The following is a 26,546-nucleotide window of genomic DNA, read 5'->3' as shown; positions in this document are numbered from 1 at the left end:
CAAACAAGCAGGGAGCCTGTTTGGGCAAATTGGTTTTCACTACGGTTTGCGGAGTGATTGTAAAATTCTTCGCATCCGTTACTTGTCCCCAAGAACATACCACCACTAACAGCAGCGACAATATGATATTGATTTTTCTGACGGTAAAGCACATAACTTCTTTTATTTAAGATATTGTATCAAGGCATCGCATTGTTCCATATATCCTTGCAGCGTATCTGCCATTTGCGGCATTTCAGGAAGCAGTTCACCACATATCCGTTTGATGCCGGGTAGTTCCATCAATCCGGGAAAGCCTTTTCGCATCCATTCTTTCTTAGAGGGATAATCGTCCGGAAGATTAGTGTATAGCATTTGGTAGTAGCTGATGGATAATGCGATTTGTTGTATCTGTTTTGTCTCTCCTTCGGGGTATTGTTCCAGTTTGTCGATAGCTTCCGTAAACAGGGATCGCTGCATTTCGATGGTAGCCGGATAATCACCCAACAATACAAGTGTCTGTAACAAATAAATACGGCAAGTAGCAAGTTCCTGCTCAGTTAACGGCAGTCCGCTCAGGTACTCAAGCCCCTCTTTGACCTCAAGGAGAGAGAGCAGGCGTTCCGGTGGCAATGTGCCCGGTTCTTGTGCCTTCAGCCATTGGTGGCAAGCGAAACTGACCACGCAACGGTGGAGCAGGCGTGACGGATCATTTTCATTTCCTGTAAGGGAGGCATAACGGTCGGCTTCCGCAAAATCATGCTTTTCTATAAGCTTGTACATTATGCGTTTACAAAATTCTGGAAATAGAGATTCCTGTTTCTCTTTCCACTGGTTGTACGGGGTCTCCCAACCGGCAAGGAAAGACATTTCCTCTTCTTCAAAATCGAAATCCATCTCTTTCCCATAGGCTCCTGCCACTTCAAACGCTTCGGGAACTGCCAGCAGCCGGAGCAACGCTTGGATTCTTTCCGGTTCGGGTGCATTGTCATCGTCCAAACCTTCCACTACGCAAAGTAGCGGAAAGAATGCGTACCAATGTCCCAGCGTATCGGCTCCTCTTTTATCCCCTTCGGCAAGTGCCTTAGAAGCTAAGGGAACAATTTGTTCCGCCAATTCCAAAGGGTCTAGTAGCCGAAGTTCCGCCTTTGCCGATACAGGAAGAACACTCATCTCAAGCAGCTTTTTCCATAACGCAGTCCCTGCGGTGACACAACACTTTCCGGAACAACCGTCCACATAAGTACCATCTTTCAAGAAACCGCCCTCTACGGCAAGCCGCCTCGCCTCGCTACGCTCCGGCTCCGGCAATTGCTCAGGAGGCAAAAGAGAGAGATAACCGAGTTGTTCCAGTTCATCACGAACCCGTAATACCGTGTACCCGCAGTCCAGTTGATTCTGGATTTGGTAAAGACTATAACAAATACTTTGTGCCAAAGGTGGAACAGGAGAGGCGGTCGCTGTTGTTATCACGGAATATTCCACCAAACTTTCTATAGCATGCATTGACATAATTGCAGTGATTTATAAGGATTAATATGAGTCATATTGGTTGATAAATTGAAAACCAGAGATAGAAACTATAAGTTTGAATTACCTAATTACAAGATTTACAGATTTAATACCACTACGTTTATCGTAAGCAAAGTTACAGATATTTATTATTTGACCGATGATTTTTGCAAAGAATTTGCATTGCAACAAGGAAAAGACTAACATACCGTGATAATTATACTGATAACCTATGGTTTTATTATGAATGTTATTGGCTATTGTACCCGATGAAATTGGTGGCAAATCTTCAAGGCATCTTATACATTATCCATCCGAATGACGGAAAAATTGAGGGGAAACATAGAAGTGGAACCTGAAGGTGTACAGTTATACTAATTTTTTGTACATTTGCCCCCGACTTTTCACATAGGGGTGCCCGAGTCATACGGGCTGAGATTATACCCATCGAACCTGATCCGGGTAATGCCGGCGAAGGGAAAATAAGGTAGAACGAGGAAATAAAGGGGGCGTTACCTCTATGTGCTCCCTGATGTTTAAACTTTAATTAGTTATTAAGATGGAACAGATTGTTTCAAGTGGAATCATTGACTCTTACTTCGAGAAGTTGAAGAGCAACTTGTCTGTGGATGTAGCGATCGTGGGAGGGGGACCTTCCGGTATCGTGGCCGCTTATTTCTTGGCGAAAGCCGGTAAGAAGGTGGCGTTGTTTGATCGTAAGCTGGCTCCCGGTGGAGGTATGTGGGGCGGCGCTATGATGTTCAACGATATCGTGGTGCAGGAAGAGGCTATGCCGATTATCAAGGAATTGGGCGTAAGCTATAAGGAAGGTGCTAATGGTACGTATATCATGGATTCGGTACATACCACTTCTGCTTTGATTTATCAGGCGACGAAGGCGGGCGCTACGATCTTTAACTGCTATTCGGTAGAGGACGTGGTGTTTCATAACGATGCCGTAGCCGGTGTGGTAGTGAACTGGGCTCCGGTAATCCGTGAAGGGATGCACGTGGATCCGTTGACGATCATGGCTAAGGCTGTCTTGGAAGGTACGGGGCATGATTGCGAGATTGCCCGTGTGGTAGCCCGTAAGAATGATATCCAATTGAATACACCGACCGGAGGCGTGATCGGCGAGCGTTCCTTGAATGTGGAGCTGGGTGAGCAGACGACGGTGGAGAACACGAAGGAGATCTACCCGGGATTATTCGTTTCCGGTATGGCCGCTAACGGCGTAAGCGGTAGCTTCCGTATGGGACCGATCTTTGGCGGCATGCTGATGAGCGGCAAGAAGGCTGCTGAGTTGATCTGCGAAAAACTTGGGAATTGAAAATTGAGAATTGAGAATTGAAAATTATAGATTGTTGTATCTTTAATTTTCAATTCTCAATTCCCAACGGTTTTTCCTTGTCTCAAGAATAAGAATCCCGTTATGATCAACGCCGTGGATAATCCCGTATAGAATACGGAAATGAAAGAATTCGGCAGTAAATGGAACGTGCGGATCGTGATCCCGAAAGCGATCATGAAGATCATGATAATCCAACCTTTCACGTCGAAGAAAGAGAACGGGCAATGTTTCCCGTTTTTCCGGGAGATCCGTTCGGAATGTTTATAGAAAAGCCGTTTAAAGACCAAATTGAAGAAAAGTAAGAAAACGATGGTCGCTTCCCCGATCTTGAATAACCAATAATGGGTATCGTTTAACCATGTGATGATACCGATGCGTAAGATATTGATACCGGCGAAAATCCATACGCAACCGGCGGTATATAATAATACCTTTTTATTTACTCCAAACTTCATCTATCTTTTTATTTACCGCAAACTTACAACATTCATGTAAAAAACGGAAAAATATCCTTATCTTTGTGCCATGCGTGAGAAAATGAAACAGAGGATTGTACAATACGTGGTGCTGATGGCCGGCATCTTGGCATTGCTTTCTGTGGTTATCCCTCACCATCATCACCGGGACGGGATGCCTTGTTATCAATCCTTGACTGCGGAGCAAGCGCATGGCGATAAAAGCACTGATACGCATGATTGCGGTTGCGACGGGCATAACTTGGCCTATTTCAGTACGCATATTTCTCATTTTATGGATGGAGATGTGGATATACATCTGATGCCGTTACTCGTCTTATTTGATTACATTTATCCACCTGAACCGGCGTTTTGCGGACAGCTCCTTGATCACGAGAACGCCCCCTACATTGAGTCGCTGCACGACACTTGGATAGTGAGTGCCTCGGGACTTCGTGCCCCTCCTATGTCTTGATATCTCGTTTGTGAGAGTGGGTGAGGACAGACTTGCCCCTATCTATTTATTATTAACGATATCAAGATTTTTTACACAATGAAGAAAATATATTTGGTAGGTGCGATGTGCGCTTACCTGTTTGCCGGTTGTGCGGGAAATGCGTCGCAAGCCGGACACGATGAGCATAATCATGAATTAGAGGCTCACGACCATGAGCATGAAGGTGAGGATCACGATCACGATCATGATCATGAGGGACATGAACACGAAGGCCATGACCATGAGCATGAGGCTGGTGGTACCCATCCCGGCGAGATTGTCTTTAAGAAAGCCTTAGCCGAGGCCGTTGGTTTGCAGACCGTAACGGTTAATCCCGCTCCTTTCACGGATGTGATTAAGACGAGCGGACGAGTAATGGCGGCGCAAGGGGAGGAGTCCGTGATCGTCGCTACCGTCCCCGGCGTGATCTCGTTTGGTAGCTTGCCATTCGTAGATGGTACGGCGGTACGCAAGGGACAGGCCGTGTTGAGTATCGCTTCCAACGCCCTCTCGGATGGAGACGTGGCGGCAAGGGCTAAATTCGCTTATGAGACGGCGAAAAAGGAATACGAGCGTATGCAAGCCTTGGTAGGCGATAAGATCGTATCCGCCAAGGATTTCGAGCAGGCCCGCTTGAATTACGAGAACGCCAAGGTCGCTTATGAGGCGATAGCGGGAAAACAGACGGCGAAAGGTGTGTCTGTAGTCTCTCCCTTGAATGGTTACTTGAAGAACATCCAAGTGAAAGAGGGTGATTATGTATCCGTAGGCCAGCCTTTGGCTACGATCTCGCAAAACAATCGTTTGGTATTGCGTGCGGACGTGTCTGAGAGGTATTACAACGATCTTCCCATGATCCAAACCGCTAATTTCATGACTCCGTATGATAACGCTCTCTATAAATTGTCTGATTTGCGTGGACGGTTGTTATCGTATGGAAAGGCTTCCGATATGAACTCTTTCTATGTACCGGTGACTTTCGAGTTCGATAATAAAGGAGCGGTTATCCCCGGTTCTTTCGTGGAGATCTTTTTGTTGACAAAGCCGATGGAGAATGTCTTGAGCGTGCCTGTCTCCGCCCTTATCGAGGAGCAGGGCGTTTATTCGGTATTTATCCGTCTGGATGAGGAAGGCTATAAGAAACAATGGGTGACGCTGGGAGCGAATAACGGCTCGGAGGTACAGATCCTTTCCGGATTGAAACCGGGCGATGAGGTCGTGACCCGTGGCGCTTACCAGATCAAGTTATCTTCCGCTTCTAATGCGATACCGGCTCATAGCCATAGCCATTAATAGGAGGGACGTTGCATGTTAAATAAGATAATTTATTATTCATTGCACAACCGGTTGGTAATCTTGGTTTGTGCGCTATTGCTGATGATCTGGGGTACGTACACGGCGTTTAATACGGACGTGGATGTGTTCCCGGACTTGAACGCCCCGACGGTCGTGATCATGACCGAGGCGAACGGTATGGCTCCCGAGGAGGTGGAACGCTTGGTGACATTCCCTGTGGAGACTGCCGTGAACGGTGCGATGGACGTACGGCGTGTGCGTTCCTCGTCTACCACCGGATTCTCCGTGGTTTGGGTAGAGTTCGATTGGGGTACGGATATTTACCGGGCTCGTCAGATCGTGTCCGAAAAACTGGCAGTCTTGGGTGAGAGCCTTCCCGGGAACGTAGGTAAACCGACCTTGGGTCCGCAGTCATCCATCTTGGGTGAGATGATGATTCTCGGTTTGACCGCCGATTCCACGTCTTTGTTGGACTTACGTACGATCGCCGACTGGACGATCCGTCCCCGTTTGTTGTCTACGGGCGGTGTGGCGCAGGTTGCCGTGATCGGTGGCGATATTAAGGAGTACCAGATCTTGTTGGACCCGGCTCGTATGAAGCACTACGGTGTAGGGTTGAACGAGGTGTTGGATGTTTGTCGGAATATGAACCGGAACGCCAATGGTGGTGTATTGTATGAGTTTGATAATGAGTATATCATCCGGGGAGTCTTGTCTACGTCGAAGGCGGAAGAGATCGCTCAGGGTGTGGTGAAGACCGTGAATGAGTATCCGGTTACGCTGGGTGATATCGCTACGGTTAAGATCGGCGGTAAAAGCCCGAAGCTGGGAACCGCTTCCGAGCGGACAAAGCCAGCCGTGCTGATTACCGTGACCAAACAGCCGGATACGAGTACGGAGAAGTTGACGGAGAAGCTGGACGAGATTGTTGTCGATTTGCGGAAGAACTTGCCGGCGGATGTACATGTCTCTACGGATATATTCCGCCAGAGTCATTTTATCGATAACTCTATTAATAATGTAAAGAAGAGCTTGTTTGAGGGTAGTTTCTTCGTGGTGATCGTCTTGTTCCTGTTCTTGATGAATATACGTACGACGGTGATCTCGTTGGTAGCCTTGCCGTTATCTTTGCTGGTCTCTATCATCGTATTGCACTACATGGGATTGACGATTAACACGATGAGCTTGGGAGGTATGGCGATCGCTATCGGTTCCTTGGTGGATGACGCTATCGTGGACGTGGAGAACGTGTATAAACGAATCCGGGAAAACCGGCTCTTGCCTCCGGATCAGCAACGCTCTACCTTGGAGGTGGTTTACGACGCTTCCCGTGAGGTACGTATGCCGATCTTGAACTCTACCTTGATTATCGTGGTGAGCTTCGTGCCCTTGTTCTTCTTGAGTGGTATGGAAGGCCGTATGTTGGTTCCGCTGGGTATCGCTTTTATCGTGGCGTTGTTTGCTTCTACGGTGGTGGCGCTTACCTTGACCCCGGTGCTTTGTAGCTATTTGCTGAACCGTAAAGCGACGGGAATGAAGGAACTGCGTGAGGCTTGGATAGCCCGGAAGTTGAAGGTGGTGTATAAACGGGCTTTGGAGTTTGCGTTGGCTTACCAGAAATGGGTGCTAGGTACCACGATCGCTTTGTTTGTGGTCGCCTTGGTGATCTTCTTTCACTTGGGACGTAGTTTCTTGCCCCCGTTCAATGAGGGTTCTTTTACGATCAACGTAAGTTCGCTTCCGGGAATTTCCTTGGACGAGTCGGATCAGATCGGACGCCGTGCGGAAGCGTTGCTGTTGCAAGTGCCCGAGATAAAGACTGTAGCTCGGAAGACCGGTCGTGCGGAATTGGATGAGCATGCCTTGGGCGTGAATGTTTCCGAGATCGAGGCTCCTTTCGAATTGCAAGACCGTAGTCGGGATGAGGTGATGAATGATGTCCGCAAGAAGTTATCTACGATCAGCGGCGCTAATATAGAGATCGGGCAACCTATTTCCCATCGTATCGACGCTATGCTTTCCGGTACGGAGGCGAATATCGCTATCAAATTGTTTGGTACGGACTTGAACCTGATGTTTACGGTCGGTAACCAGATCAAGGCCGCTATCCAAACGATCCCGGGTCTGGTGGACTTGAAGGTAGAGCAGCAGATCGAGCGTCCGCAGTTGACAATCACCCCGAAACGTGAGTTGCTGGCTAAATATGGCATTCCTCTGCCGGAGTTCGAGGAATATATCAATGTGATGTTGGGAGGAGAGGCCGTCAGTCAGGTGTACGATGATGGCAAGAGTTTCGACTTGACCGTGAAGACCTCCGACGCTAGCCGTGCCACGATGGATGATATTAGCAATCTGATGATCGATGCCGCCGGACAGAAAGTGCCGCTAAGCTACGTGGCCGATATCCGTTCGGTGACCGGTCCGAATACGATCAATCGTGAGAATGTGCAACGTAAGATCGTGATTAGCGCCAATGTATCGGAACGTGACTTGCGAAGTGTGGTTAATGAGATACAGGATCGGGTAGAGGCTAATATCCGTTTGCCGGAGGGATACCATATCGAATATGGCGGCCAGTTCGAGAGCGAGGCGGCGGCCAGCCGTACCTTATTGCTGACGTCGTTGATGTCGTTATTGGTGATCTTCATGTTACTGTACAATGAGTTCAAGGACGTGAAGGAGAGTGGCGTGATCTTGTTGAACCTGCCGTTGGCGTTGATCGGTGGCGTGATTATCCTATGGCTTACTTCCGGCGAGATCAGTATCCCGGCGATTATCGGTTTCATTTCCTTGTTTGGTATCGCTACCCGAAACGGTATGCTGCTGATCAGCCACTATACGCATTTGCGTGGAGAGGGAATGGGATTGCGAGAGTCCGTGATACAAGGTTCCCTAGACCGTTTGAACCCGATCTTGATGACGGCGTTGAGTTCCGCCTTGGCGTTGATTCCATTGGCGTTGAATGGCGATCTTCCCGGAAATGAGATCCAAAGCCCGATGGCGACGGTGATCTTGGGTGGTTTATTAACCTCTACGTTCTTAAACGGATTCATCATCCCGATTGTTTATCTGATAATGAACAAGAATAAAGAATAAGTTTTATGAAATCATATATTATAGTCGCCGCCTTGTCTGTATTGACAGGCGGCCTTTCCGCCCAGACTTCTATAGAGGACGTGCTCCGGAGCGTGGAGGCGAACAATAAGGATTTACAGGCGAACAGCCAGTTGGTCCAGTCGCAGAAGCTGGAGGCGAAGTTGGATAATAATTTGCCAGACCCTTCGGTCTCTTATTCGCATTTCTGGGGGAATAAAGAAGGGATGGGATTCACGGGCGAGTTCGTGGCTTCCCAAAGCTTTGATTTCCCGTCCGTATATGTCCGGAAGCATAAGCTGACGAAGGCGAAATCCGCGGGTTTGGATCGTCAAGGGATGGCTTTTCGTCAGCAAATCTTGTTGCAGGTGAAAGAGGTTTGCCTAGATTTGGTGCTGTTGAACCAGCAGAAGAACCTATTGGATACCCGTCTTAGGAACGCCGAGCAACTTTCCGCTTTTTATGCGACTCGTTTGGAGAAAGGAGATGCGAATATCCTTGAGACAAACAAGATCGATCTGGAATTATTGAACGCCCGGACAGAGGCCCGGATGAACGAGACTTCCCGTATTGCCAAGCTGCAGGAGCTGGCTACCTTGAATGGCGGTATCGCTATCGAGTTTACGGATACGGTTTACGCCTTGCCGGATAGGGAGGTGCTTTCCTTTGATGAGCTGAGAACGGAGGCGATACAATCCGATCCGCAATTACAGACTTTGCGTAGCGACCAGACGACAGCCCTTCGGCAGGTGAGCGTGAATAAGGCGAAAGGTCTGCCCGGCTTTGAGTTAGGGTATCGTATGAATCCCGCCTCGGGTGGAGAGCGTTTCAATGGTTTCTTGGTAGGAATCACCATCCCGTTGTTCTCGAACCGTAATAACGTGAAACAGGCGAAGGCTCAGGCCCGCTATACGGAGATGCAGTTGGAGAGCGCTTCTTTCACGATAGAGAATGGGTTGAGGCAGCTATATGACCAGTCTGTCTCCTTAAAGAAATCTATCGATGAATATAAGGATGTGCTGAAAAGGCAGAATAGCTTGGTCTTGTTGAACAAGGCTATACAGGCCGGGCAAATCTCTATGATCGAGTATTTCGTGGATGTGACGACCTATTACCAAAGCGTGCAAAACTACCTGCAATTGCAAAACCAATACCAAAAGGTCATGGCGCAATTGTATAAGTATCGATTATGATAAGGAACACAACTGTGTTTTCTCTTGAACACAGTTGTGTTTATCCACAGATACAGTTGTGTTTTCTCACGAACACAACTGTGTTTTTACGTTCTCTAAGGATAGCTTAAAGTCCCGGATCAATTCTTTCATCACCTCTTCCACGGATAATTCCTCCCAGAATAAAGACGCTACCTGTCCGATCTCTAACTCGCCTTCCTTTAGGTCGCCCTCAAAGATTCCTTTCTTGGCACGTCCTTTGCCCAATAACTCACGTAATTCTTCCACGGACGCTCCCCGGGCTTCCGCTTCTTCCACTGCCGTAGCGAAATCTCCTTTTACCAGACGAGTAGGAGACAGTTTCTTTAATAATAACTTCGTATCGCCTTCCTTAAGATTCAAGCATAGTTTCTTGAAATTCTCGTGTGCCGAGCTTTCTTTGGTCAGGGCAAAACGAGTGCCTATCTGTACGCCATCGGCCCCTAGTGCGAGTGCCGCTAGCATCGCTTGACCGTTTCCGATACCTCCTGCCGCCAAAAGGGGGAGAGAGGTCGCTTTCCGGACAGCGGGGATCAGGCACATCGTAGTTGTTTCCTCCCGTCCGTTGTGCCCGCCGGCCTCGAAGCCTTCGGCAACGATGGCATCCACTCCGGCCTCCTCGCATTTCGTGGCGAATTTAGAGCTGCTTACCACGTGAACGACCGTCATGTCATGATCCTTCAAATACTTTGTCCATGTTTTCGGGTTACCGGCGGAGGTAAATACGATCTTCACTTTTTCCTCCACCAATATCCGCATCAAGGTATCGATTTCCGGGTACATCAGCGGGACATTCACGCCAAAAGGCTTGTCGGTCGCCGCCTCGCATTTACGGATATGTTCCCGGAGTACTTCCGGGTGCATGGAGCCTGCCCCGATCAATCCTAATCCACCGGCGTTACTAACCGCTGAAGCTAGCCGCCAACCACTACACCAAACCATTCCCGCCTGTATGATGGGATACTGAATACCAAAAAGACTACAAATTCGATTCATATTATTTCTTGCGTTAATCTCGCTAAAATTAGTGAACTATTTTTATTGGAACAACAATTTCTTTGTCGAGGTTGTTGAATAGGCATATAACTTTAAAATATAAGAGATATGCCAGAGAATATAATGAAAACGTTATGGGATGAGAGCGATGATCTTCACGATGAGACCATGTCTACCAATTCGGTATTGTCGGATGATTACACGTCTAATGACATTCAAGATTTACAAGAAACGATCGAAAATGAAAATATCGAGGACGGTATAGAGAGCGATTCGATTGAACATTGAATGAATGCATATTGGGTCCCCGAAGGGAAGATCTCCCTTTGGGGATCTTTTTTGTGTGAATTGTGAAAATCTTTTTCCGGATTCTAAATAATAACAATTTGAAATAGAATTGTAACGCAAAACTTCGTTATCTTTGTCCATTGTAATTCTAATATAACAATGGCATGAATAAAACGCTTATGGCCGCAGGTTTAGCGGTTATTTTGGGAGCTTGTTCCTCCTCAAAGAAAAGCGATGTAGCGGAAGGCGCTACACCCAATCCGTTTTTTGCGGAGTATACGACACCGTTCGGGGTGCCTCCGTTTGACCAAATAGAGGTGGCTCATTACAAGCCGGCTCTTTTGAAAGGCATGGAAGAGCAGTCGAAGGAGATTGAGGCGATCGTGGCAAATCCGGATGCGCCGACATTCGAGAATACGATCGTGGCCTTAGACCAAAGTGGCGAGTTGCTTACTAAAGTAATGTATGCTTTCGGTGGCCAATCCAGTGTGAATACCACGGACGAGATCCAAGAGCTCGAACGTGAGCTTTATCCCCTTTTATCCAAACATTCGGATGATATCAGCTTAAATCCCAAGCTTTTCGCCCGGGTGAAATCCGTATATGAGAATCAGGCGAGCTTCCATCTGGATAAGGAACAGAAGAAGCTGTTGGAGGAAACCTATAAAAGTTTTGTCCGGGGAGGAGCCAATCTGCCGGAGGATAAGCAGGCGAAGTTGCGTGAGCTGAACGAGAAGATATCCATGCTCCAACTTACTTTCGGACAGAATACCCTGAAAGAGACCAACGATTTCCAATTAGTGATCGATAATAAAGAGGACTTATCCGGTCTGCCGGAAGACGTGATCGTCAAGGCGGCGCAAACGGCCCAAGAGAATGGTCTGGATGGTAAGTGGGTGTTTACCCTCCATAATCCGAGCGTGATGCCTTTCCTTCAATACGCCGATAAGCGTGATTTGCGTGAGAAGATCTTCAAGGCGTATACGAATCGTGGCAACAATAATAATGAGAATGATAATAAGGAGGTCGTTAAGCAGCTGGTTGCCGCTCGTCTGGAGAAAGCCCGATTGATGGGATATGAGGATTATGCCGCTTTCGTATTGGAAGAGAATATGGCGAAGAACGAGAAGAACGTGTACGACTTGCTTGATAAAATCTGGCCATCTGCCTTGGCGAAAGCGAAAGAGGAATTGGCCGATATCAACGCCGAGATCAAGAAGGAAGGCGGTAATTACGAGGCCGAGGGCTGGGACTGGCGTTATTATTTCGAGAAAGCCAAGAAAGCGAAATATAACTTGGACGAGAACGAGATGCGTCCTTATTTTGAGTTGGGACATGTACGTGAGGGCATCTTCTATGTAGCCAATAAATTATACGGTATCACGTTTACCGAGATCAAGGACATCCCGAAACCGGACCCCGACGCTCTCGCTTTCGAGTGCAAGGATAAAGATGGTACGCATCTGGGCGTGCTGTATATGGATTTCTTTACCCGCCCGGGCAAAGGAGGTGGCGCATGGTGCGGCGGTTACCGCTCACAAACGTATAAAGATGGGAAACGGGTAGCCCCGGTGGTTACTACCGTGTTTAATTTCAGTAAACCGGCGGAGGGACAACCGGCGCTTTTGACGGCCGACGAGACCGAGACCGTATTCCATGAGTTCGGTCATGCCCTACATAGTTTATTCTGCGACGTTCATTATTATGGCGTGTCCGATGTGCCTCGTGACTTTGTGGAGCTACCTTCGCAAGTCGATGAGCATTGGGCCGTTGAGCCGGAGGTATTGAAAGTGTACGCTAAACATTACCAGACCGGCGAGGTAATACCGCAAGCCCTTGTAGACAAGATGATCAAGAGTGGCAAGTATGGACAAGGCTTCGCTACGACGGAGTATCTGGCCGCCTCTTATCTGGATATGGATTATCATGTATTGAAAGAGATCCCTGCCGATTTGGATATTGAGAAATTTGAGGCGAAGGTCTTGGGCGATCGTGGTCTGATCCGTCAGATTCCGTCTCGCTATCGCTCCACTTATTTCGGACATACGATGGAAGGTGGATATACAGCCGGTTATTATAGTTATATCTGGGCGGAAGTGTTGGATTGCGACGCTTTCCAAGCTTATAAGGAGACGGGTGATATCTTCAACCCGGAGGTTGCCTCTAAATTCCGTAAATACGTATTAACTCCGGGCGGTATCGATGATGCTATGGATATGTACGTGAATTTCCGTGGTAAACAACCAAGTATCGATCCGTTGTTGGAGAACAGAGGGCTAAAATGAGAAGAATAATTAGAATAATTCATAATTCATAACTCATAAATCAAAAATCAGTAAAGATGAAACAATTAATTATGGCAGCAGGATTAGCCGTTATGCTTACTGCCTGCGGTACTTCCGAAAAGAAGACCGTGGAGGGGGGAAACCCGTTCTTTGCGGAATATACCACCCCGTTTGGAGTTCCACCTTTTGATCAAATCAAGTTCGAGCACTACAAACCGGCCCTATTGCAAGGCATGGAAGAGGGACGCAAGGAGATCGAGGCGATCGTGAATAACCCGGAGGAGCCGACGTTCGAGAATACGATTGTCGCTTTGGATGAGCAGGGTGCGTTGCTTCGGAAGGTCCAGATTGTTTTCGGTGGACAGAATAGCGTGAATACGAATGATGAGATGCAGGCGTTAAGCCGTGAGATGTCGCCGCTATTGTCAAAATATAGTGATGATATCAACTTGAATCCGAAATTATTCGCTCGTGTGAAGGCTGTATACGATAAGAAGGATGAGTTGGGTCTCGATAAGGAGCAAATGAAGTTATTGGAGGAGACTTATAAGGACTTCGTTCGGGGTGGCGCTAATCTTTCCGCTGAGGATCAGGCTAAATTGCGTGAGTTGAATAGCAAGATCTCCATGCTACAGCTTACTTTCGGACAGAATATGCTGAAAGAGACGAACGCTTTTAAATTGGTGATCGACAAGCAGGAGGATCTTTCCGGTCTGCCCGAGACCTTGATCGCTAACGCCGCTCAAGCGGCCAAGGATGCCGGGATGGAAGGCAAATGGGTATTTACCTTGCAGAATCCGAGCGTGATGCCGTTCTTGCAATATTCCGATAAACGTGAGTTGCGTGAGAAGATGTTCAACGCTTATATCAACCGTGGTAATAATAATAATGAGAACGATAACAAGGAAGTGGTTCGTGATTTGGTTGCCGCTCGTTTGGCGAAAGCGAAGTTGATGGGCTACGATGATTACGCTTCTTTCGTGTTGGAGGATCGTATGGCGAAAAGCTCGGATAAGGTTTATCAATTGTTAGATGAGGTTTGGAAGCCTGCTTTGGCGAAAGCGAAAGATGAGTTGGCCGATATAAACGCCGAGATCAAGAAAGAAGGCGGCAATTTCGAGGCCGAGGGCTGGGATTGGCGTTATTATTTCGAGAAGGCCAAGAAGGCTAAATTCAATTTGGATGAGAATGAGGTTCGTCCTTACTTGAAGTTGGATAATGTTCGTGAGGGTGCTTTCTATGTAGCTAATAAGTTATATGGTATCACGTTTACCCCGATCCGTAATATCCCGTTGCCTTATCCGGAAGCGCAGGCTTTTGAGTGCAAAGATAAGGATGGCTCTCATTTGGGCGTTATTTATTTCGATTTCTTCCCTCGTGCCAGCAAGCGTGGTGGTGCGTGGTGCGGTTCTTATCGTCCGCAGGCTTATAAGGATGGCAAGCGTGTGGCTCCGGTCGTAACGATCGTTTGTAACTTTAGCCAGCCCGCTCCGGGACAACCTGCGTTGTTGAGCGCTGATGAGGCGAATACATTGTTCCATGAGTTCGGTCATGGTTTGCACGGCTTGTTCCGTGACGTGCATTACTCGGGTGTTTCTGGTGTTCCTCGTGATTTCGTGGAGTTGCCTTCACAGGTTATGGAGCATTGGGTATTCGAGCCGGAAGTATTGAAGGTGTACGCTAAGCATTACCAGACCGGCGAGGTGATCCCGGCCGAGTTGATCGAGAAGTTGGATAAGAGCGGTAAGTACGGACAAGGTTTCGCTACGACGGAGTATCTGGCGGCTTCTTATCTGGATATGGATTTCCATGCGGTCAGTGGTGATGCGGCGGATAAGAAAGTGATAAAGTTCGTTGACCAGACGAATAATGTTCCGGCCAACTTGAACGTGATGGATTTCGAGCAACAGACGTTAGGCCGTCGTGGTTTGCTGAAACAAATCCCTTCCCGTTACCGTACGACTTACTTCAACCATACGATGGGTGGCGGCTACACCGCCGGCTATTATAGCTACATCTGGGCTGAGGTATTGGATTGCGACGCTTTCGAGGCATTCAAGGAAACCGGCGACATCTTTAATCAAGAATGTGCCGATAAATTCCGTAAATATGTCTTGACCCCGGGCGGTATCGACGACGCTATGGATATGTACAAGAATTTCCGTGGCAAGGAACCGGGTACGGATCCGTTGCTGAAGAATAGAGGACTGAAATAATCTAGAAATGGAGATTTTATAAAGGCGGACCGGTTGGTTCGCCTTTTTTTGTATATGCTCAACCTCCCGGATCTGTATTACATTTGCTAAGTTTTATCACGAAAAAATAGCGATAGTATGGAGAAAAAGGATTTAGTAGAAGGGATGAGGTTGTATATCTATAAATTGCGTGTGGATGGGCGTTATTCCACGGCGAAGAGCTATCAGGATGCATTGAACTCATTCATGCGGTTTTGTGGGTTGGAGGTAATTCCCTATATCTATGTCAATAAGGAGAACCTTCGGCGTTATCAGGCCTTTTTGTTGAATAAAGGATGTACATGGAACACGGTGTCGACCTATATGCGTCGGATCCGTTGTGTGTACAACATGGCGGTGGAGGAAGGGTTGGCCCCCTATATCCCTTATTTATTTAAGGGAGTTTTCACGGGTATAGAGAGCAAACGCAAAAAGGCGTTACCACAGGATTTATTACGTTCTCTGATGACGGCCTCATTAGATGATCCGGAACTGAGAAAAACACGGCAGGCATTGTGCCTGATGTTCCAGTTTTGCGGTATGGCATTCGTGGATTTCGCTCATCTGAAAAAGGAGAATGTCCGGGGTGGGGTTTTGGAATATAAACGCCAGAAAACGGGTACTCCGATGCTTATAGAGGTACAATCTACCGCATGGGAGTCGCTGAGGGAACTGTCAAGTGATGTAGGTAAGGACTCACCCTATTTGTTTCCTTTCTTGAAAGGGATAAAAGTGGGAAAAGAAGCCTACAAGGAGTACACTTCCGCTTTGGCCCATTTTAACCGGAATTTGAAGAGGTTGGCGAGAGCCTGCGGTGTGTCTATCCCGATCACCTCATATTCGATCCGTCATTCTTTTGCGATGATTTTGAAGGAACAGGATGTCCCGATTGAGATGATCAGCGAACTATTGGGCCATAAATCGATCAAGACTACGCAAATCTATTTGAAAAGTTTCTCGTTGGAAAAGATGTCTGCGGTGAATAAAATTTGTTTTGAGAGTGTGTACAATCATGTACCGAAAGTAGGGTAAAGGGAGTAGGCTACTTGGGGAGTAGCGTATTCTTTCACGGCGCAAATGTAGTAAAAAATAACTAAAAACAAACAAACAAATCGGCTTGTTTAGTCATTCTAGGCGTTTGACCCTTTCTATTCTTTGATTTTCCCATTTTATCCTAGACGTATAGACATGGTGATGCGGGCAAGATGAATCCTTGTTCTAGGTATCATTCCACCATGCCTCATAATCTGTATATGTATTCCTGTAGAGACGGGGCGTGCCCCGTCTCATCCCCTCAAAATGGTATTTAAAGTTACTCCCAGACGGTGGGAGACGGAGCACGCTCCGTCTCTACAACCGGGTGATAACCGTTCTCGCACCTTTTAGGCTACTCCCCAAGTAGCCTAAGATTTCAAGAGATGGTAATTTTCAGTAATGCCATATTTAAAAATATAAAATGCTGTTTATCAAGATGATATAAATGATTCTTGGTAGGGCTCTGAATTGCCGTGGGGTCTGTTTTCGGGCCACGGGATAACCACTAGAAAAGATAATCATAGAGATGGATATATTGACAGGCAAGTGCTCGGATAGGTTCATGGCGCATGTTCTGAAGCGACGTGATCAGGAGGCTGTCCGCTGGTACGTGCTCACGCTCCCTACCGCCGGTGGCGGGCGTGACAGGATCAGCCCCTCGAAGGGGCTGGACGCTGAGCTTTCCCGCCGTGAGCGTCGTGGTGAGGCGTTGTTCGAGTATTTCTCCCCCTCGTATGTCGAGGCGAGGAAGGTGGGCGGTAAGATGGTCAACACGAAACGGCCCCTGTTGTACAACTACGTGTTCGTCCACGCCTCGGAGGACGAGATCTTCCGCCTGAAGCGTACGCTTCCCCTGTATAATTTCCTCCCCCGGGTTTCCTCCGGCGGGCGGTCTTATTTCCCGTACCTCTCGGATCGTGAGATGGATACCTTGCGTTGGGTCGCGGCTTCTTACTCCAACGAGCTTCCCGTATACGTGCCAGATAGCGGCCGCTTGTTGAAAGGCGACCGTGTGCGTATCACCTCCGGCCCTTTTTCCAATATGGAGGCGGAGGTGGTGGTGCAGCCGGGCGGTGGGCATAAGGACGTGATGGTGCGTATCCTCGACTGTCTGTGGGTCCCCTTGTTCGAGGTGAGAGCGGGGGAGTACGAGTTGATCGAGCTGAACACGGGGGGCAAGCACGTGTATACCCATTTGGACAACGACCGTCTGTCGGAGGGCTTGCACGATGCCTTGGGCCGTTACCATGCCTCTGGCGTGGTAGTGGATGAGGATGCCCGTCTGGCCCGTGAGGTCCTGCGTGGCTACGCCTCGCTCCGTGGGGAGACCGACGTGATCCGTTGCAAGCTTTACTCGTTGCTCCTTCCTGCCTATAAACTTTTGGGCGATGAGGATGAGTTCGATCGTTTGCATGCCACGGTGCGCAGTATGCTCCCGGTGATAAAAGCGGGGCAATCCCGTGCCTTGCTGCTGGTCACGCTGTACGGCTGTACGGACAGCAGCCTCTATCAGCGCATGGCGCACGAGCTGGTTGACCCTTGGATGGAGGAGCCCTCGCCCAAGAGGAGCAAGACCGTGTTGATACGTCGTTTACGTGATTACGACCGTTGGTTCGGGCACGGGAACGGCGATAAATAAAAGATATGAGAGAAGAGAGAGAGACATGCGGCGTCCCTTCGGGCATCCGGCTGATGAACCTGTTGCGTGAGCGTTTGACAGAGATCATGGATCGTGAGCGTGCGAACCGAAACTCAATACACCTGTATTGCACGGGTCCCTACTGGGTAGCGTTCGAGCGTTCGGCCTACCAGCTGCATCGTGCGTTCCCGGATAGCGAGACCACTCCGTTGCGCCTGTTCGCCTACCCGTTCCCGATCGTGATGGTGTCCGTTACGAATCGCTCGCTCCGCTCGTACGCCCGCAAACATATCTTGAGAAGAGACGAGTCGGATTACAAGCTATTGACCGTCCCCGGATTTTCCTTGGCAGACTACCGTGAATGGCACGTCGGCGAGGTGGAGGGATTGCCTTTATTAAGTGAGAGAGTATGAGTGCTGAAAAAAAGAAAACTACACCATTAGGAAAAAGTGAGGGAGAGGAACCGGAGCGATTCATCCCGGATGGGATGGGTATGTTCCAACGTAATGTAAAACGTATAGGGGATTGTGCGCTGGCGTTTTTGGCCTTGATCGTATTCTCCCCGCTGTTTTTACTTTGTTATATCGCCGTAAAACGGGAGGATGGAGGCCCGGCGATCTTTAAGCAAGAGCGTATCGGTCGTTTCGGTCGCCCGTTCAACATCTATAAGTTCCGCAGTATGCGTCTGGACGCAGAGAAGTTCGGTCCGGCCCTTTACAAGGGTGGGGCAGATCCCCGGATGACCCGTGTCGGAAAATTCCTCCGGGTACATCACTTGGACGAGCTGCCCCAGTTATGGAATGTCTTCGTGGGCGATATGTCCTTTATCGGTCCCCGTCCCGAGCGTAAGTTCTACATCGACCAGATCATGGAGCGTGATCCCCGTTATCGTTACCTCTACCAGATCCGTCCGGGCGTGACCTCTTACGCCACGCTCTACAATGGGTATACGGACACGGTCGATAAGATGCTCCGCCGCTTGCGTTACGACCTGTTCTATCTGGAGCATCGCTCTTGGCTGTTCGATTTCAAGATATTGGTGAAGACCTTCTTGAATATAGCGTTCGGTAAGAAATTTTAGCCCCATGGTCTTAGGATATGAAGAAATAAATTATCTTTGTCTTATCAAAAATGGAGGAGAATTGAATATGGAGACAGTTCAAATACAATTAGAGAAACATCTTTTGGATAAGGCGATCGCTTATGCGAAACTTCGGGGTATTGATTTGTCAACAATGTTGACGGATTATTTATCCCGCTTGGTTAAACAACAGGAGGAAAAAAGCGAAATTCCCGATGTTATTCAAAGTTTGTTAGGCGCAGGTTCTCCTGTAGACGAGACTGATTTGAATGGAAGAGAGGCGTATCATCGTTATTTGGAGGAAAAATATCGATGAGAAAGATTTTCTTGGATACCAATGTGGTGATAGATCTCTTAGATAAACGTGAGCCGTTTTATCATGCGGCTGTATCTATTTTTTCCTTGGCTTATGAAGGTAAGATCTTGTTATATGTTTCCCCTATGACTTATGCGACAGCGTCTTATCTGTTACGAAAACATGGTCGGGATGGAATGAGATTGTTGTTACGCAATTTTCGTCAATTATCTAAGGTGACTATAGCAGATGAACGGGTAGTGGATGATGCTTTGGCCTCTAAGTTCGTGGATTATGAGGATGCTTTACAATATTATTCAGCATTGCGGGAAAATGTGGAAGCGATAATCACACGAAATACGAAAGATTTTGCGAATTCATCGCTTCCTGTATTTACTCCTGATGAGTTTTTATCACAGATCTGTCTATAGCTCCCTGTATTCCTCCCTGGCATCAAGGCAGGGGCAAGCCTTTTTGATATAGGGACTTAATTGGTAATGTCCTAGGATGCGTGCCTCCGGATAGTCCCTTCGTAATTGCCGTAGCAGATCCATCAAGGTACACCGCTGAGCGTAGGTCCGAGTATCAGCTGGACGGCCTTGTTCGTCGAGTCCTCCCTCGTAACATATACCGATACTGTGGTCGTTCCATCCGGCTGCGTGCGCCCCGATCTGGTTGACCGGCCGGCAGCGGTGTAATTCCCCGTCCCGTGTGATATAGAAATGATACCCGATATCGGCGAATCCTCGTGCCTTGTGCGATGAACGGAGCGCCTCCACGGGAAAATCCCTGTCATATCGTGTGGCCGAGCAATGAATTACAAGGAGTCTGACCTCCCTGTAATTCTGGTAGAAACAATAAGCCTTACCCATGATAATTGAAGATTGATAATTGAAAATTGAAAATTAGAGAATACAGGATTGGATGCCAAATGCTCCCGCGATGGCGGTAGCTACGGCGATGATCACTTTGATAATGGTACTCCATACGGACTTTTTCATGATAATTAATAATTAATAGTGAATTGAATAATGATATCCCGGCTGATATAAGAGGAAAGCTTCGCTTTCCTTCGGACGGCCTCAGCGGACGGGCGTCAAGCGAAGAGACCGTAGCGAGCGTGAGGAGCATCCCTGTCTGAGCGAAGCGAGTTGGGATGCGACAGCGAGCGTAGGTCTCGAAGTAGCCCGTCAGCGTCAGCCTTGACCTTTTGGTTACTTTTGGGTCAAGCCAAAAGTGACACATCAGATCTCATCAGGCGACTCCGAGTCGCCGCCCCCTTCCTCCACCGGCGTCCCGAGTATCGTCACCTTGAGCAACGAAGTCTTCTCGCCCAGCAGCGAGTACCGTCGTGCCCCGTTCAGTATGGTATAGGAAGGCGAGAATCCCGGCACGATAGTCCTTATGTGCGTAGCCTTGACCTCGGGGGCGGTCGCTACCCCCTTCTCCGTGACGAAGCGGTTATAGACGGTTCCGAACCCCAGCAGCTCCACCTTGTAGCCTTTCTGGAGGTTCTTGATGACATACCGCTGGTAGCGGTCCAACACGTTCAATACGTCACCCTTCGTGAGCGAAGACTCCTCGGCGATCTGGTCGGCTGCGTCTTGCGTGGACAGGGTACCGAAATAATAGGGAACCGGCTTGTACACCTCCTGCTTGGGATCCGTCTTGGGGATAAAAAATTTTCGTGCTTGAAATGCTTGTGGCATGGTAATTGAAAATTAAAAGTTGATAATAGAAAATTAATTATTTGCTGATCAACGTTACAAAGATAGGTTCCGCCGTAAGAGGCGGTGATGCCGGTTGATGCCCGGGGCAAGGAATAACGATTAATTAACATGGGACACGGTGATAACCGCCGGTTTCTTACGCTGCCCATCGTAAGCCCCTTTGAATAGGCATTATAAGAAGCCTTGGATGGGCATTGTAAAGACCTTAGAATGCCTGTTCTAGTTGACAAGTGACAATAGGCCGTTTTAATTTACCGCTGTGCGTAACTGTCAACTAATTTACGGTTCACCAAGATAGAGTATGATCAACCCCACCTGTCGTGGCGTAAATATATGTTGCTCGGGGCGGTAGCCCGTCTCCCGCAGCTTATCGTACAACTCCGTGCATCGGATGATCCAACGGCGTAGACGGTTACAAGCTTGATGGGAGGCCAGCTCAGGGAAATAGGATGCCGCCAGTGCGGACTTTCTTAATGGTAAGGACATTTGATTTATGATTTATAGATTTGGGAGAATGAAACTTTCAAACTTTCAAACATTCGTACCCCCCTCACACACACGCCCGCTGGGTACATTATATAGGGGTGTGAGGGAGGCCGAGATTACTTATGGGTGACACGGTCGCCGAAGCTGTACTCGCCCCGGCCGTTCTTCTCCAGCGTGCCTCGTTCCTGCATTCGCTTGAGACAGGTATCTAGGGTGGCGGTGGGGATGTTGTTCCTCTCTGCTTCCTCCAAGGCCTGTTGTCGGTTGAAAGAGAGTGGAAGGGCCGCGAAGAGGGCCTCTTGGGGCGTGGGCGTGCGAGAGCGTGGCACCTCGTCAGACGGAAGCAGGGAGAGTATGCCTGCCGAATGACGATAGAGCGGCTCCACGAGCGAGAGGACGGCTTGAAAATCGTCATCGTTGATGCGTAACTCTAGGGAAGGAACGATACCGTCCCGTACGTTCTCCTCCGGGATCTCGGGGGCAGGCGAGAGACCGGGACAATTGAGAATTGAAAATTGAGAATCGAGAATGGCTTGTGGGATGAAGAGACTCTCCACCGATCGCAGGAAGGCCACCACGGAAGCGATCCGGCAGATATTGATGGCGATACGGGCCACGGAGCTTCGCATCGGATAACCGTAGGAAAGACCGGCGTGCCCGAATATGCGTGCGAAGCAGCTGTTGAATCGCTCCTTTTGCGTGTCGGAGAGATGGAATTGTATGACATTGACCCTCTCATGTAGGTAGTCCACGAGTTTCTTCCACTGTCTCCCCCAATCGGAGAAGAGGCTATCCATGTCCTCGTCGCCCTGCTCGAACTGATCCGCCCACTCGTCGATGGGTGGCATCCGGTAGAACAATTGGCGTGAGAACAGCCCGTTCTCGGCCGAGGGAATAAGTGGCCGTACCTGCGCTGGAGTGCCGCTTAACAAGACACTGAGGTAAGAGGCCGGGCACTCCCGGTATTCCCGGTTCGTGCGTCGGTTGAAGGCCAGCCGCTCGTGGTCGTGGCATTTACGCAAGGTATCGCTCCAGTGCCCGTGCTCGGTGCCGATGGCCGTGCTCACGGTATCGGCCTCGGTCTCGCAGATCAGCCCTATGCCGTCGGCCTCGATGAGGTTCTCCAGCACGCCGGTGCCGGAATTGTTACCGGCAATAAGGAACATCTTGAGAGGAGGCATCTCGGGCTCCGGCGTATCGGATTTTTTCTTGCCCAGCGAGTCCCAACGGCTCTTCTCCTCCCGGTAGGCTTTATGCCTCTGCCGGTAGTCCGCCATCATCGCCTCGTGTATCGGCTCGGCAAGCCGGCGTGTCCAAGCGAGGGCTCCCTTTCCCGAGGCGGGAGGGGCGACGATGAACGTTTGCAGGCAAGGGTAATAGAATTTTCGCCCGTACGATATCCGGATCGATTTGTTGAGTGTCGCTCCCAACACGGTGATAGCGCCCAGCAGGAGGATATCCCGTTGGGCGGGGGTATCGCCCCGGCCGATCATCCGCTTGAGGAAAGCGGGCCAAGGATACTCCGGAAAGGCGGGCGGGACATTTTTCACTGGCGGTTCCTCGTGCGTACACGTGTGCGTGTGTGAGGGAGGCGTGAATGTTTGAAAGTTTGAAAGCTTCCCGGCCTCAGCCATGGATTTGTCCAGTTTCACGCCGGCCAGATCCGCCAAGTGGAATACGGATCCCAAGCCATTCCGTCCATTGCCTCCTTTGAGGGCATGGTCGTATAGCTTATCCGCTTCGCCGGAGACATATTTCTCCGACATCCGGCAGATACGATGAAAGAATGTCCGGCCGGCTTCTCCGCAATCATTGGCGATGGCGAAGGCGATCGGCATATACTCTTGATAGGTGGGAGCGATGTTCGCCCCCTGTTTCTCGATGGCGACAACGAGCCGCTCCAGATCTGATAATGGGTTCATGATGATATATAATTTTCAATTTTCAGTTCTCAATTTTCAATTCTCCCGTAGCCTCGCTGAGGGATCGTGGCAAAGGAAGCAAGCCCGTGAGAGGTCTGCGTTCGTGGCATCAGCTTTCAGCCCGTATTTTCCCTCAAGATATTCCCAAGCGAATCGTACCGCCTCGTCGAAAGACTCCTCCACGGTTTTCTTGATCGACAGGCGATAGGGTACGAGGAGCTTGATTCCCGTGGTACTGGGACTCACGAAGGAGAGATCGGGGCGTAGCCGCTCGTCGGCGAACAGCGTGTCCCTCCAACGGATCGCCTCTTCGGATGAGGAGATATGATCGATGTCGATGACGAACTCGCCCGACGGCAATAGCAAGTGATCTTCCCTGCGGTAGGAGAAGATACCGGCGGGGGTGACATAGGGTAGCAAACTCTGTTTCAGCCGCCTGAACCGTTTCTCGTCGCCCGATGCGGCACGTACCTGATCGGTACGCTCACGCAGCCACTCGCTGGTGGTGATATAGGCGTGCAATTGACTGACACAGACAACCCCGTTCGGCACTTGATTGGTGATGGGGGCGTTGAAAAAGGAAAAGATAGACTCTTTCATGATCGGATAAAATAAATTGATTATTTGGTTACCGCCGGTAAAGGAACGCGTTCCTGTCCATTCCCGGAATAGCGATGGACGGTACGGGTACGGAAGCGGACGTACGGTGGATGAAATGAGGATAGAAATAAATATGCCCCCGTGAAAGGGGCGATTATTGTTAACACTTAAATTAAAAACGGATATGACAGAAAATCAAGAGCGGGCGGAACAGGCACGTTCTGCCTTTACGGTCAATGGAGGTAACGTGCAGATCCTGCCCAATGCCACCATCGCTATCCAGAACATCCATTGGGGTGACGGGACGGTGACACGGACGGAACGCTGGATTACGCCCGCGGAATCGGGACTTCATGAGTCTCCGTCTCCTCCGATAAACTCTCCTGCCCCTCCGGTGACGGCTGAACCCTCCTCGTTGGCCTTGTTCATCCCGGACGAGGCGACCCGTCTTGTCTACGAGGCCCGCCTATGCGCCTGCCCGGACACGGTCACCCTTTGCCAGACGGTATTGACGGACCTTTACAACGAGATCCTAGCCGACTACTCGTCTCCCCTCAAGCTGGTCAAGAGCCGTGCCTTCATCAGCGCCCTCTTGCCTCACCTCACGTTCGTGAATGGGGCGAATGTACCGAGCATTCGGTATGGGATCAGGAAGTATGTGCTGGGGGAAGGGTGAGATAAATGGGAGATCCAAGCATTATTAAGAGACTTCAAGATTCGTCAAGCCGAAAAGTATGGAATCTTGAGGATGGGATGAATTGGTTGCTTCGTAGACATATCGAGAGGGAGAGAATATGATTGTCCATCATTATTTTGATATTGACGCAAGCGTGATACTTTATAGCCTTCAAAAGGAAGTCCCGGATTTGTGCTTTACTATTTGTGTTATGCTGAGTGATTTGTCTCAGTGACCTATCTTTATAAGCATAGCTTAAACTCATTTTAAATCTAGATATTCGATGCGCTTGTCCCGCTGGTGTATCGGCGGGGTAAGCGTGTCTTATGTACTCATTTTTATGTCAGCTACGTCAGAGAACAATAAGCGGATAGCGAAAAACACGCTATTTCTCTACATGCGCATGCTCCTGATTATGGGGGTGACACTGTATACGAGTAGGATTGTGCTACAGGTATTGGGGGTAGAGGATTTCGGGATTTATAATGTGGTGGGGGGAGTTGTGGCAATGTTCGCCATGTTCTCCGGCTCATTATCATCAGCGATTAGTCGATTTATTACTTTTGAATTAGGAAAGAATGATAAGGATCAATTGCGTAAAGTTTTTTCATCGTCACTTTTTATCCAATTCTTTTTAGCTATAGTAATTTGCTTCTTGCTAGAGATTGTTGGTATATGGTTTCTTAATAATAAAATGAATATACCAGAAGAACGAATGCTGGCTGCTAATTGGGTCCTTCAATGTTCTATTATTACATTTATACTTAATGTGATAAGTATACCATATAATGCGGTTATTATATCTCATGAACATATGAAGGCGTATGCTTACATAAGTGTCATGGATGTAATTTTAAAGTTATTCGTAGTGTTATATCTACAATTATATTTGTATGACAAGTTAATAATGTACTCTGTTCTTCTTGTTGGCGTATCATTTGTAACTCGTGTGGTTTATGGGCTGTATTGTAAACGAAACTTTGAGGAATGTCAATTTAGCTTACAGTTTGATAAACAGATTCTTTCTCAAATATTACATTTTTCGGGATGGGTTTTTATTGGGGCTTCTTCTTCTTTATTACGGGATCAAGGAGTTAATGTTTTATTAAATATTTTTTGTGGACCGATAGTGAATGCCGCTAGGGGAATTACGATGCAAGTGCTATCTGCTGCTATGAGTTTTGCCAATGGGTTTACAACCGCTATTAACCCACAGATAACAAAATCGTATGCTTTAAATAAATATGAAGAGGCAATTAAATTGGTTTTTCGAGGCTCACGTTTTTCGTTTTATTTAACCTTGTTAATTACTTTTCCGATCTTAATGGAAACACAACGGGTATTAGAGTTGTGGTTAGGCCATATACCTGAATATACGGTATTGTTTGTTCGGATAGGTTTAATATGGGTATTGGTAGAATCAATTTCCTATGCGATAATGACCCTTTTGCTTGCAACAGGTAAAATTCGTAAATATCAACTGCTTGTTGGTGGACTTCAGATGCTGAATTTTCCACTTTCCTATTTAGCGTTGTGGATGGGGCTTTCTCCTGAATGTACGTTTATTATTGCTGTTATAATTGCGTTTGGTTGTTTGTTACTTCGACTTTATGTTCTTAATGCTATGATGGAATTTCCGCTTTTTATATTTTTTAAAACTGTGATTTTTAATATTCTAAAGGTGTCTGTTGTATCTGTTATGTTCCCAGTTCTATTTATATCTAATATGGATCCTAGTATTAAACGATTTTTGTCTATTTCCATTCTGAGTATAATATCTTCATTAATGAGTATATATTATGTCGGTTGTACGCAAGAGGAACGTCTGTTCTTATTAAATAAAATGAGGTTGTTTAGTTGTAAACTTCGAAGATAAATAGTTAGTT

Annotated in this window: 25 protein-coding genes and 1 riboswitch; of the genes, 16 read left to right on the top strand and 9 right to left on the bottom strand. The window is 48.2% G+C overall.

Features of this window, described 5'->3' with window-relative positions:
• Positions 1-162 precede the first annotated feature (162 nt).
• Entirely contained in the window at positions 163-1,491 is a 1,329-nt protein-coding gene (locus tag D7V92_RS05670) for a hypothetical protein (protein WP_121772475.1), read from the bottom strand.
• Positions 1,492-1,891: 400 nt separating this feature from the next.
• Positions 1,892-1,988: riboswitch (TPP riboswitch) on the top strand.
• A gap of 62 nt (positions 1,989-2,050) precedes the next feature.
• Between D7V92_RS05670 and D7V92_RS05665 the strand changes: the two genes are divergently transcribed.
• Positions 2,051-2,821, top strand: coding sequence for a sulfide-dependent adenosine diphosphate thiazole synthase (locus tag D7V92_RS05665; RefSeq protein ID WP_005857953.1), 771 nt, complete (start codon positions 2,051-2,053; stop codon positions 2,819-2,821).
• A 56-nt stretch (positions 2,822-2,877) separates the two neighbouring features.
• Here D7V92_RS05665 and D7V92_RS05660 read toward each other — a convergent pair whose 3' ends face one another.
• A complete protein-coding gene (locus tag D7V92_RS05660; protein WP_005866452.1) occupies positions 2,878-3,297 on the bottom strand; it encodes a hypothetical protein in 420 nt (139 codons plus the stop codon).
• 70 nt (positions 3,298-3,367) lie between these two features.
• On the opposite strand from D7V92_RS05660, the gene D7V92_RS05655 reads away from it, so the two are divergent.
• From D7V92_RS05655 to D7V92_RS05640, 4 genes are all read left to right on the top strand, one after another.
• Positions 3,368-3,772 carry a DUF6769 family protein gene (locus D7V92_RS05655; RefSeq protein WP_005866454.1) on the top strand — a complete coding sequence of 135 codons (405 nt, stop codon included), beginning with the start codon at positions 3,368-3,370 and terminating at the stop codon, positions 3,770-3,772.
• Between the two features lie 78 nt (positions 3,773-3,850).
• Entirely contained in the window at positions 3,851-5,086 is a 1,236-nt protein-coding gene (locus tag D7V92_RS05650) for an efflux RND transporter periplasmic adaptor subunit (protein WP_008772502.1), read from the top strand.
• Positions 5,087-5,101: 15 nt separating this feature from the next.
• Positions 5,102-8,185, top strand: a complete 3,084-nt coding sequence (locus D7V92_RS05645; protein WP_121772474.1) for an efflux RND transporter permease subunit — start codon at positions 5,102-5,104, stop codon at positions 8,183-8,185.
• 5 nt (positions 8,186-8,190) lie between these two features.
• Entirely contained in the window at positions 8,191-9,375 is a 1,185-nt protein-coding gene (locus tag D7V92_RS05640; protein WP_121772473.1) for a TolC family protein, read from the top strand.
• Between the two features lie 66 nt (positions 9,376-9,441).
• Here D7V92_RS05640 and D7V92_RS05635 read toward each other — a convergent pair whose 3' ends face one another.
• Positions 9,442-10,389, bottom strand: a complete 948-nt coding sequence (locus D7V92_RS05635; RefSeq protein ID WP_005857940.1) for a nitronate monooxygenase family protein — start codon at positions 10,387-10,389, stop codon at positions 9,442-9,444.
• A gap of 108 nt (positions 10,390-10,497) precedes the next feature.
• On the opposite strand from D7V92_RS05635, the gene D7V92_RS05630 reads away from it, so the two are divergent.
• The 9 genes from D7V92_RS05630 (at position 10,498) to D7V92_RS05590 (ending at position 19,677) form a co-directional block, all read left to right on the top strand.
• Positions 10,498-10,677 carry a hypothetical protein gene (locus D7V92_RS05630; RefSeq protein ID WP_005857938.1) on the top strand — a complete coding sequence of 60 codons (180 nt, stop codon included), beginning with the start codon at positions 10,498-10,500 and terminating at the stop codon, positions 10,675-10,677.
• A gap of 164 nt (positions 10,678-10,841) precedes the next feature.
• Positions 10,842-12,962 (top strand): M3 family metallopeptidase, encoded by a 2,121-nt coding sequence (locus tag D7V92_RS05625; RefSeq protein WP_057318720.1) that lies wholly within the window; start codon positions 10,842-10,844, stop codon positions 12,960-12,962.
• Positions 12,963-13,018: 56 nt separating this feature from the next.
• Positions 13,019-15,178, top strand: a complete 2,160-nt coding sequence (locus D7V92_RS05620; protein WP_121772472.1) for a M3 family metallopeptidase — start codon at positions 13,019-13,021, stop codon at positions 15,176-15,178.
• A 117-nt stretch (positions 15,179-15,295) separates the two neighbouring features.
• The gene (locus D7V92_RS05615; RefSeq protein WP_005857932.1) at positions 15,296-16,228 is read left to right on the top strand and encodes a site-specific integrase; all 933 of its coding nucleotides are present in this window, start codon (positions 15,296-15,298) and stop codon (positions 16,226-16,228) included.
• A 529-nt stretch (positions 16,229-16,757) separates the two neighbouring features.
• Complete coding sequence (locus D7V92_RS05610) at positions 16,758-17,870, top strand: transcription termination/antitermination protein NusG (RefSeq protein WP_121772471.1); 1,113 nt, start codon at positions 16,758-16,760, stop codon at positions 17,868-17,870.
• Positions 17,871-17,875: 5 nt separating this feature from the next.
• Positions 17,876-18,283 (top strand): hypothetical protein, encoded by a 408-nt coding sequence (locus tag D7V92_RS05605; RefSeq protein WP_121772470.1) that lies wholly within the window; start codon positions 17,876-17,878, stop codon positions 18,281-18,283.
• Complete coding sequence (locus D7V92_RS05600) at positions 18,280-18,951, top strand: sugar transferase (RefSeq protein WP_008771733.1); 672 nt, start codon at positions 18,280-18,282, stop codon at positions 18,949-18,951. The genes D7V92_RS05605 and D7V92_RS05600 overlap by 4 nt, the downstream gene beginning before the upstream one ends.
• 67 nt (positions 18,952-19,018) lie before the next feature.
• The gene (locus tag D7V92_RS05595) at positions 19,019-19,267 is read left to right on the top strand and encodes a DUF6364 family protein (protein WP_121772486.1); all 249 of its coding nucleotides are present in this window, start codon (positions 19,019-19,021) and stop codon (positions 19,265-19,267) included.
• Complete coding sequence (locus D7V92_RS05590) at positions 19,264-19,677, top strand: PIN domain-containing protein (protein ID WP_008771735.1); 414 nt, start codon at positions 19,264-19,266, stop codon at positions 19,675-19,677. The genes D7V92_RS05595 and D7V92_RS05590 overlap by 4 nt, the downstream gene beginning before the upstream one ends.
• On the opposite strand, the gene D7V92_RS05585 is transcribed toward D7V92_RS05590, so the two are convergent.
• The 6 genes from D7V92_RS05585 to D7V92_RS05560 all read right to left on the bottom strand — a co-directional run bounded on the left by D7V92_RS05585 (position 19,672) and on the right by D7V92_RS05560 (position 23,984).
• Complete coding sequence (locus tag D7V92_RS05585) at positions 19,672-20,118, bottom strand: N-acetylmuramoyl-L-alanine amidase (protein ID WP_121772469.1); 447 nt, start codon at positions 20,116-20,118, stop codon at positions 19,672-19,674. The two genes, D7V92_RS05590 and D7V92_RS05585, sit on opposite strands and share 6 nt — an antisense overlap.
• 33 nt (positions 20,119-20,151) lie before the next feature.
• Positions 20,152-20,247: a smalltalk protein gene (locus tag D7V92_RS22045; protein WP_158598880.1), complete on the bottom strand. Its 96-nt coding sequence runs from the start codon at positions 20,245-20,247 to the stop codon at positions 20,152-20,154.
• 243 nt (positions 20,248-20,490) lie between these two features.
• Positions 20,491-20,955, bottom strand: coding sequence for an HU family DNA-binding protein (locus D7V92_RS05575; protein ID WP_036614927.1), 465 nt, complete (start codon positions 20,953-20,955; stop codon positions 20,491-20,493).
• 300 nt (positions 20,956-21,255) lie between these two features.
• A complete protein-coding gene (locus D7V92_RS05570; protein ID WP_121772468.1) occupies positions 21,256-21,462 on the bottom strand; it encodes a DUF4248 domain-containing protein in 207 nt (68 codons plus the stop codon).
• Between the two features lie 116 nt (positions 21,463-21,578).
• Positions 21,579-23,384: a DUF3987 domain-containing protein gene (locus tag D7V92_RS05565; RefSeq protein WP_121772467.1), complete on the bottom strand. Its 1,806-nt coding sequence runs from the start codon at positions 23,382-23,384 to the stop codon at positions 21,579-21,581.
• 36 nt (positions 23,385-23,420) lie between these two features.
• Entirely contained in the window at positions 23,421-23,984 is a 564-nt protein-coding gene (locus tag D7V92_RS05560; RefSeq protein WP_121772466.1) for a BT4734/BF3469 family protein, read from the bottom strand.
• Between the two features lie 184 nt (positions 23,985-24,168).
• On the opposite strand from D7V92_RS05560, the gene D7V92_RS05555 reads away from it, so the two are divergent.
• Together D7V92_RS05555 and D7V92_RS05545 are read left to right on the top strand one after the other, a co-directional pair.
• The gene (locus tag D7V92_RS05555; RefSeq protein WP_005857907.1) at positions 24,169-24,660 is read left to right on the top strand and encodes a hypothetical protein; all 492 of its coding nucleotides are present in this window, start codon (positions 24,169-24,171) and stop codon (positions 24,658-24,660) included.
• Between the two features lie 283 nt (positions 24,661-24,943).
• A complete protein-coding gene (locus tag D7V92_RS05545) occupies positions 24,944-26,536 on the top strand; it encodes a lipopolysaccharide biosynthesis protein (protein WP_370035986.1) in 1,593 nt (530 codons plus the stop codon).
• Positions 26,537-26,546: the final 10 nt, after the last annotated feature.

This window comes from Parabacteroides sp. CH2-D42-20, assembly GCF_003670185.1.
GTDB lineage: Bacteria > Bacteroidota > Bacteroidia > Bacteroidales > Tannerellaceae > Parabacteroides > Parabacteroides distasonis.
Note: the sequence above shows the minus strand (reverse complement) of the source record. Positions and strands in the feature narration are given on the sequence as shown.

Bases quoted from the DNA above. Each gene is read 5' to 3' on its own strand.
- D7V92_RS05670 (WP_121772475.1), bottom strand. From the start codon at position 1,491: ATGTCAATGCATGCTATAGAAAGTTTGGTGGAATATTCCGTGATAACA.
- D7V92_RS05665 (WP_005857953.1), top strand. From the start codon at position 2,051: ATGGAACAGATTGTTTCAAGTGGAATCATTGACTCTTACTTCGAGAAG.
- D7V92_RS05660 (WP_005866452.1), bottom strand. From the start codon at position 3,297: ATGAAGTTTGGAGTAAATAAAAAGGTATTATTATATACCGCCGGTTGC.
- D7V92_RS05655 (WP_005866454.1), top strand. From the start codon at position 3,368: ATGCGTGAGAAAATGAAACAGAGGATTGTACAATACGTGGTGCTGATG.
- D7V92_RS05650 (WP_008772502.1), top strand. From the start codon at position 3,851: ATGAAGAAAATATATTTGGTAGGTGCGATGTGCGCTTACCTGTTTGCC.
- D7V92_RS05645 (WP_121772474.1), top strand. From the start codon at position 5,102: ATGTTAAATAAGATAATTTATTATTCATTGCACAACCGGTTGGTAATC.
- D7V92_RS05640 (WP_121772473.1), top strand. From the start codon at position 8,191: ATGAAATCATATATTATAGTCGCCGCCTTGTCTGTATTGACAGGCGGC.
- D7V92_RS05635 (WP_005857940.1), bottom strand. From the start codon at position 10,389: ATGAATCGAATTTGTAGTCTTTTTGGTATTCAGTATCCCATCATACAG.
- D7V92_RS05630 (WP_005857938.1), top strand. From the start codon at position 10,498: ATGCCAGAGAATATAATGAAAACGTTATGGGATGAGAGCGATGATCTT.
- D7V92_RS05625 (WP_057318720.1), top strand. From the start codon at position 10,842: ATGAATAAAACGCTTATGGCCGCAGGTTTAGCGGTTATTTTGGGAGCT.
- D7V92_RS05620 (WP_121772472.1), top strand. From the start codon at position 13,019: ATGAAACAATTAATTATGGCAGCAGGATTAGCCGTTATGCTTACTGCC.
- D7V92_RS05615 (WP_005857932.1), top strand. From the start codon at position 15,296: ATGGAGAAAAAGGATTTAGTAGAAGGGATGAGGTTGTATATCTATAAA.
- D7V92_RS05610 (WP_121772471.1), top strand. From the start codon at position 16,758: ATGGATATATTGACAGGCAAGTGCTCGGATAGGTTCATGGCGCATGTT.
- D7V92_RS05605 (WP_121772470.1), top strand. From the start codon at position 17,876: ATGAGAGAAGAGAGAGAGACATGCGGCGTCCCTTCGGGCATCCGGCTG.
- D7V92_RS05600 (WP_008771733.1), top strand. From the start codon at position 18,280: ATGAGTGCTGAAAAAAAGAAAACTACACCATTAGGAAAAAGTGAGGGA.
- D7V92_RS05595 (WP_121772486.1), top strand. From the start codon at position 19,019: ATGGAGACAGTTCAAATACAATTAGAGAAACATCTTTTGGATAAGGCG.
- D7V92_RS05590 (WP_008771735.1), top strand. From the start codon at position 19,264: ATGAGAAAGATTTTCTTGGATACCAATGTGGTGATAGATCTCTTAGAT.
- D7V92_RS05585 (WP_121772469.1), bottom strand. From the start codon at position 20,118: ATGGGTAAGGCTTATTGTTTCTACCAGAATTACAGGGAGGTCAGACTC.
- D7V92_RS22045 (WP_158598880.1), bottom strand. From the start codon at position 20,247: ATGAAAAAGTCCGTATGGAGTACCATTATCAAAGTGATCATCGCCGTA.
- D7V92_RS05575 (WP_036614927.1), bottom strand. From the start codon at position 20,955: ATGCCACAAGCATTTCAAGCACGAAAATTTTTTATCCCCAAGACGGAT.
- D7V92_RS05570 (WP_121772468.1), bottom strand. From the start codon at position 21,462: ATGTCCTTACCATTAAGAAAGTCCGCACTGGCGGCATCCTATTTCCCT.
- D7V92_RS05565 (WP_121772467.1), bottom strand. From the start codon at position 23,384: ATGAACCCATTATCAGATCTGGAGCGGCTCGTTGTCGCCATCGAGAAA.
- D7V92_RS05560 (WP_121772466.1), bottom strand. From the start codon at position 23,984: ATGAAAGAGTCTATCTTTTCCTTTTTCAACGCCCCCATCACCAATCAA.
- D7V92_RS05555 (WP_005857907.1), top strand. From the start codon at position 24,169: ATGACAGAAAATCAAGAGCGGGCGGAACAGGCACGTTCTGCCTTTACG.
- D7V92_RS05545 (WP_370035986.1), top strand. From the start codon at position 24,944: ATGCGCTTGTCCCGCTGGTGTATCGGCGGGGTAAGCGTGTCTTATGTA.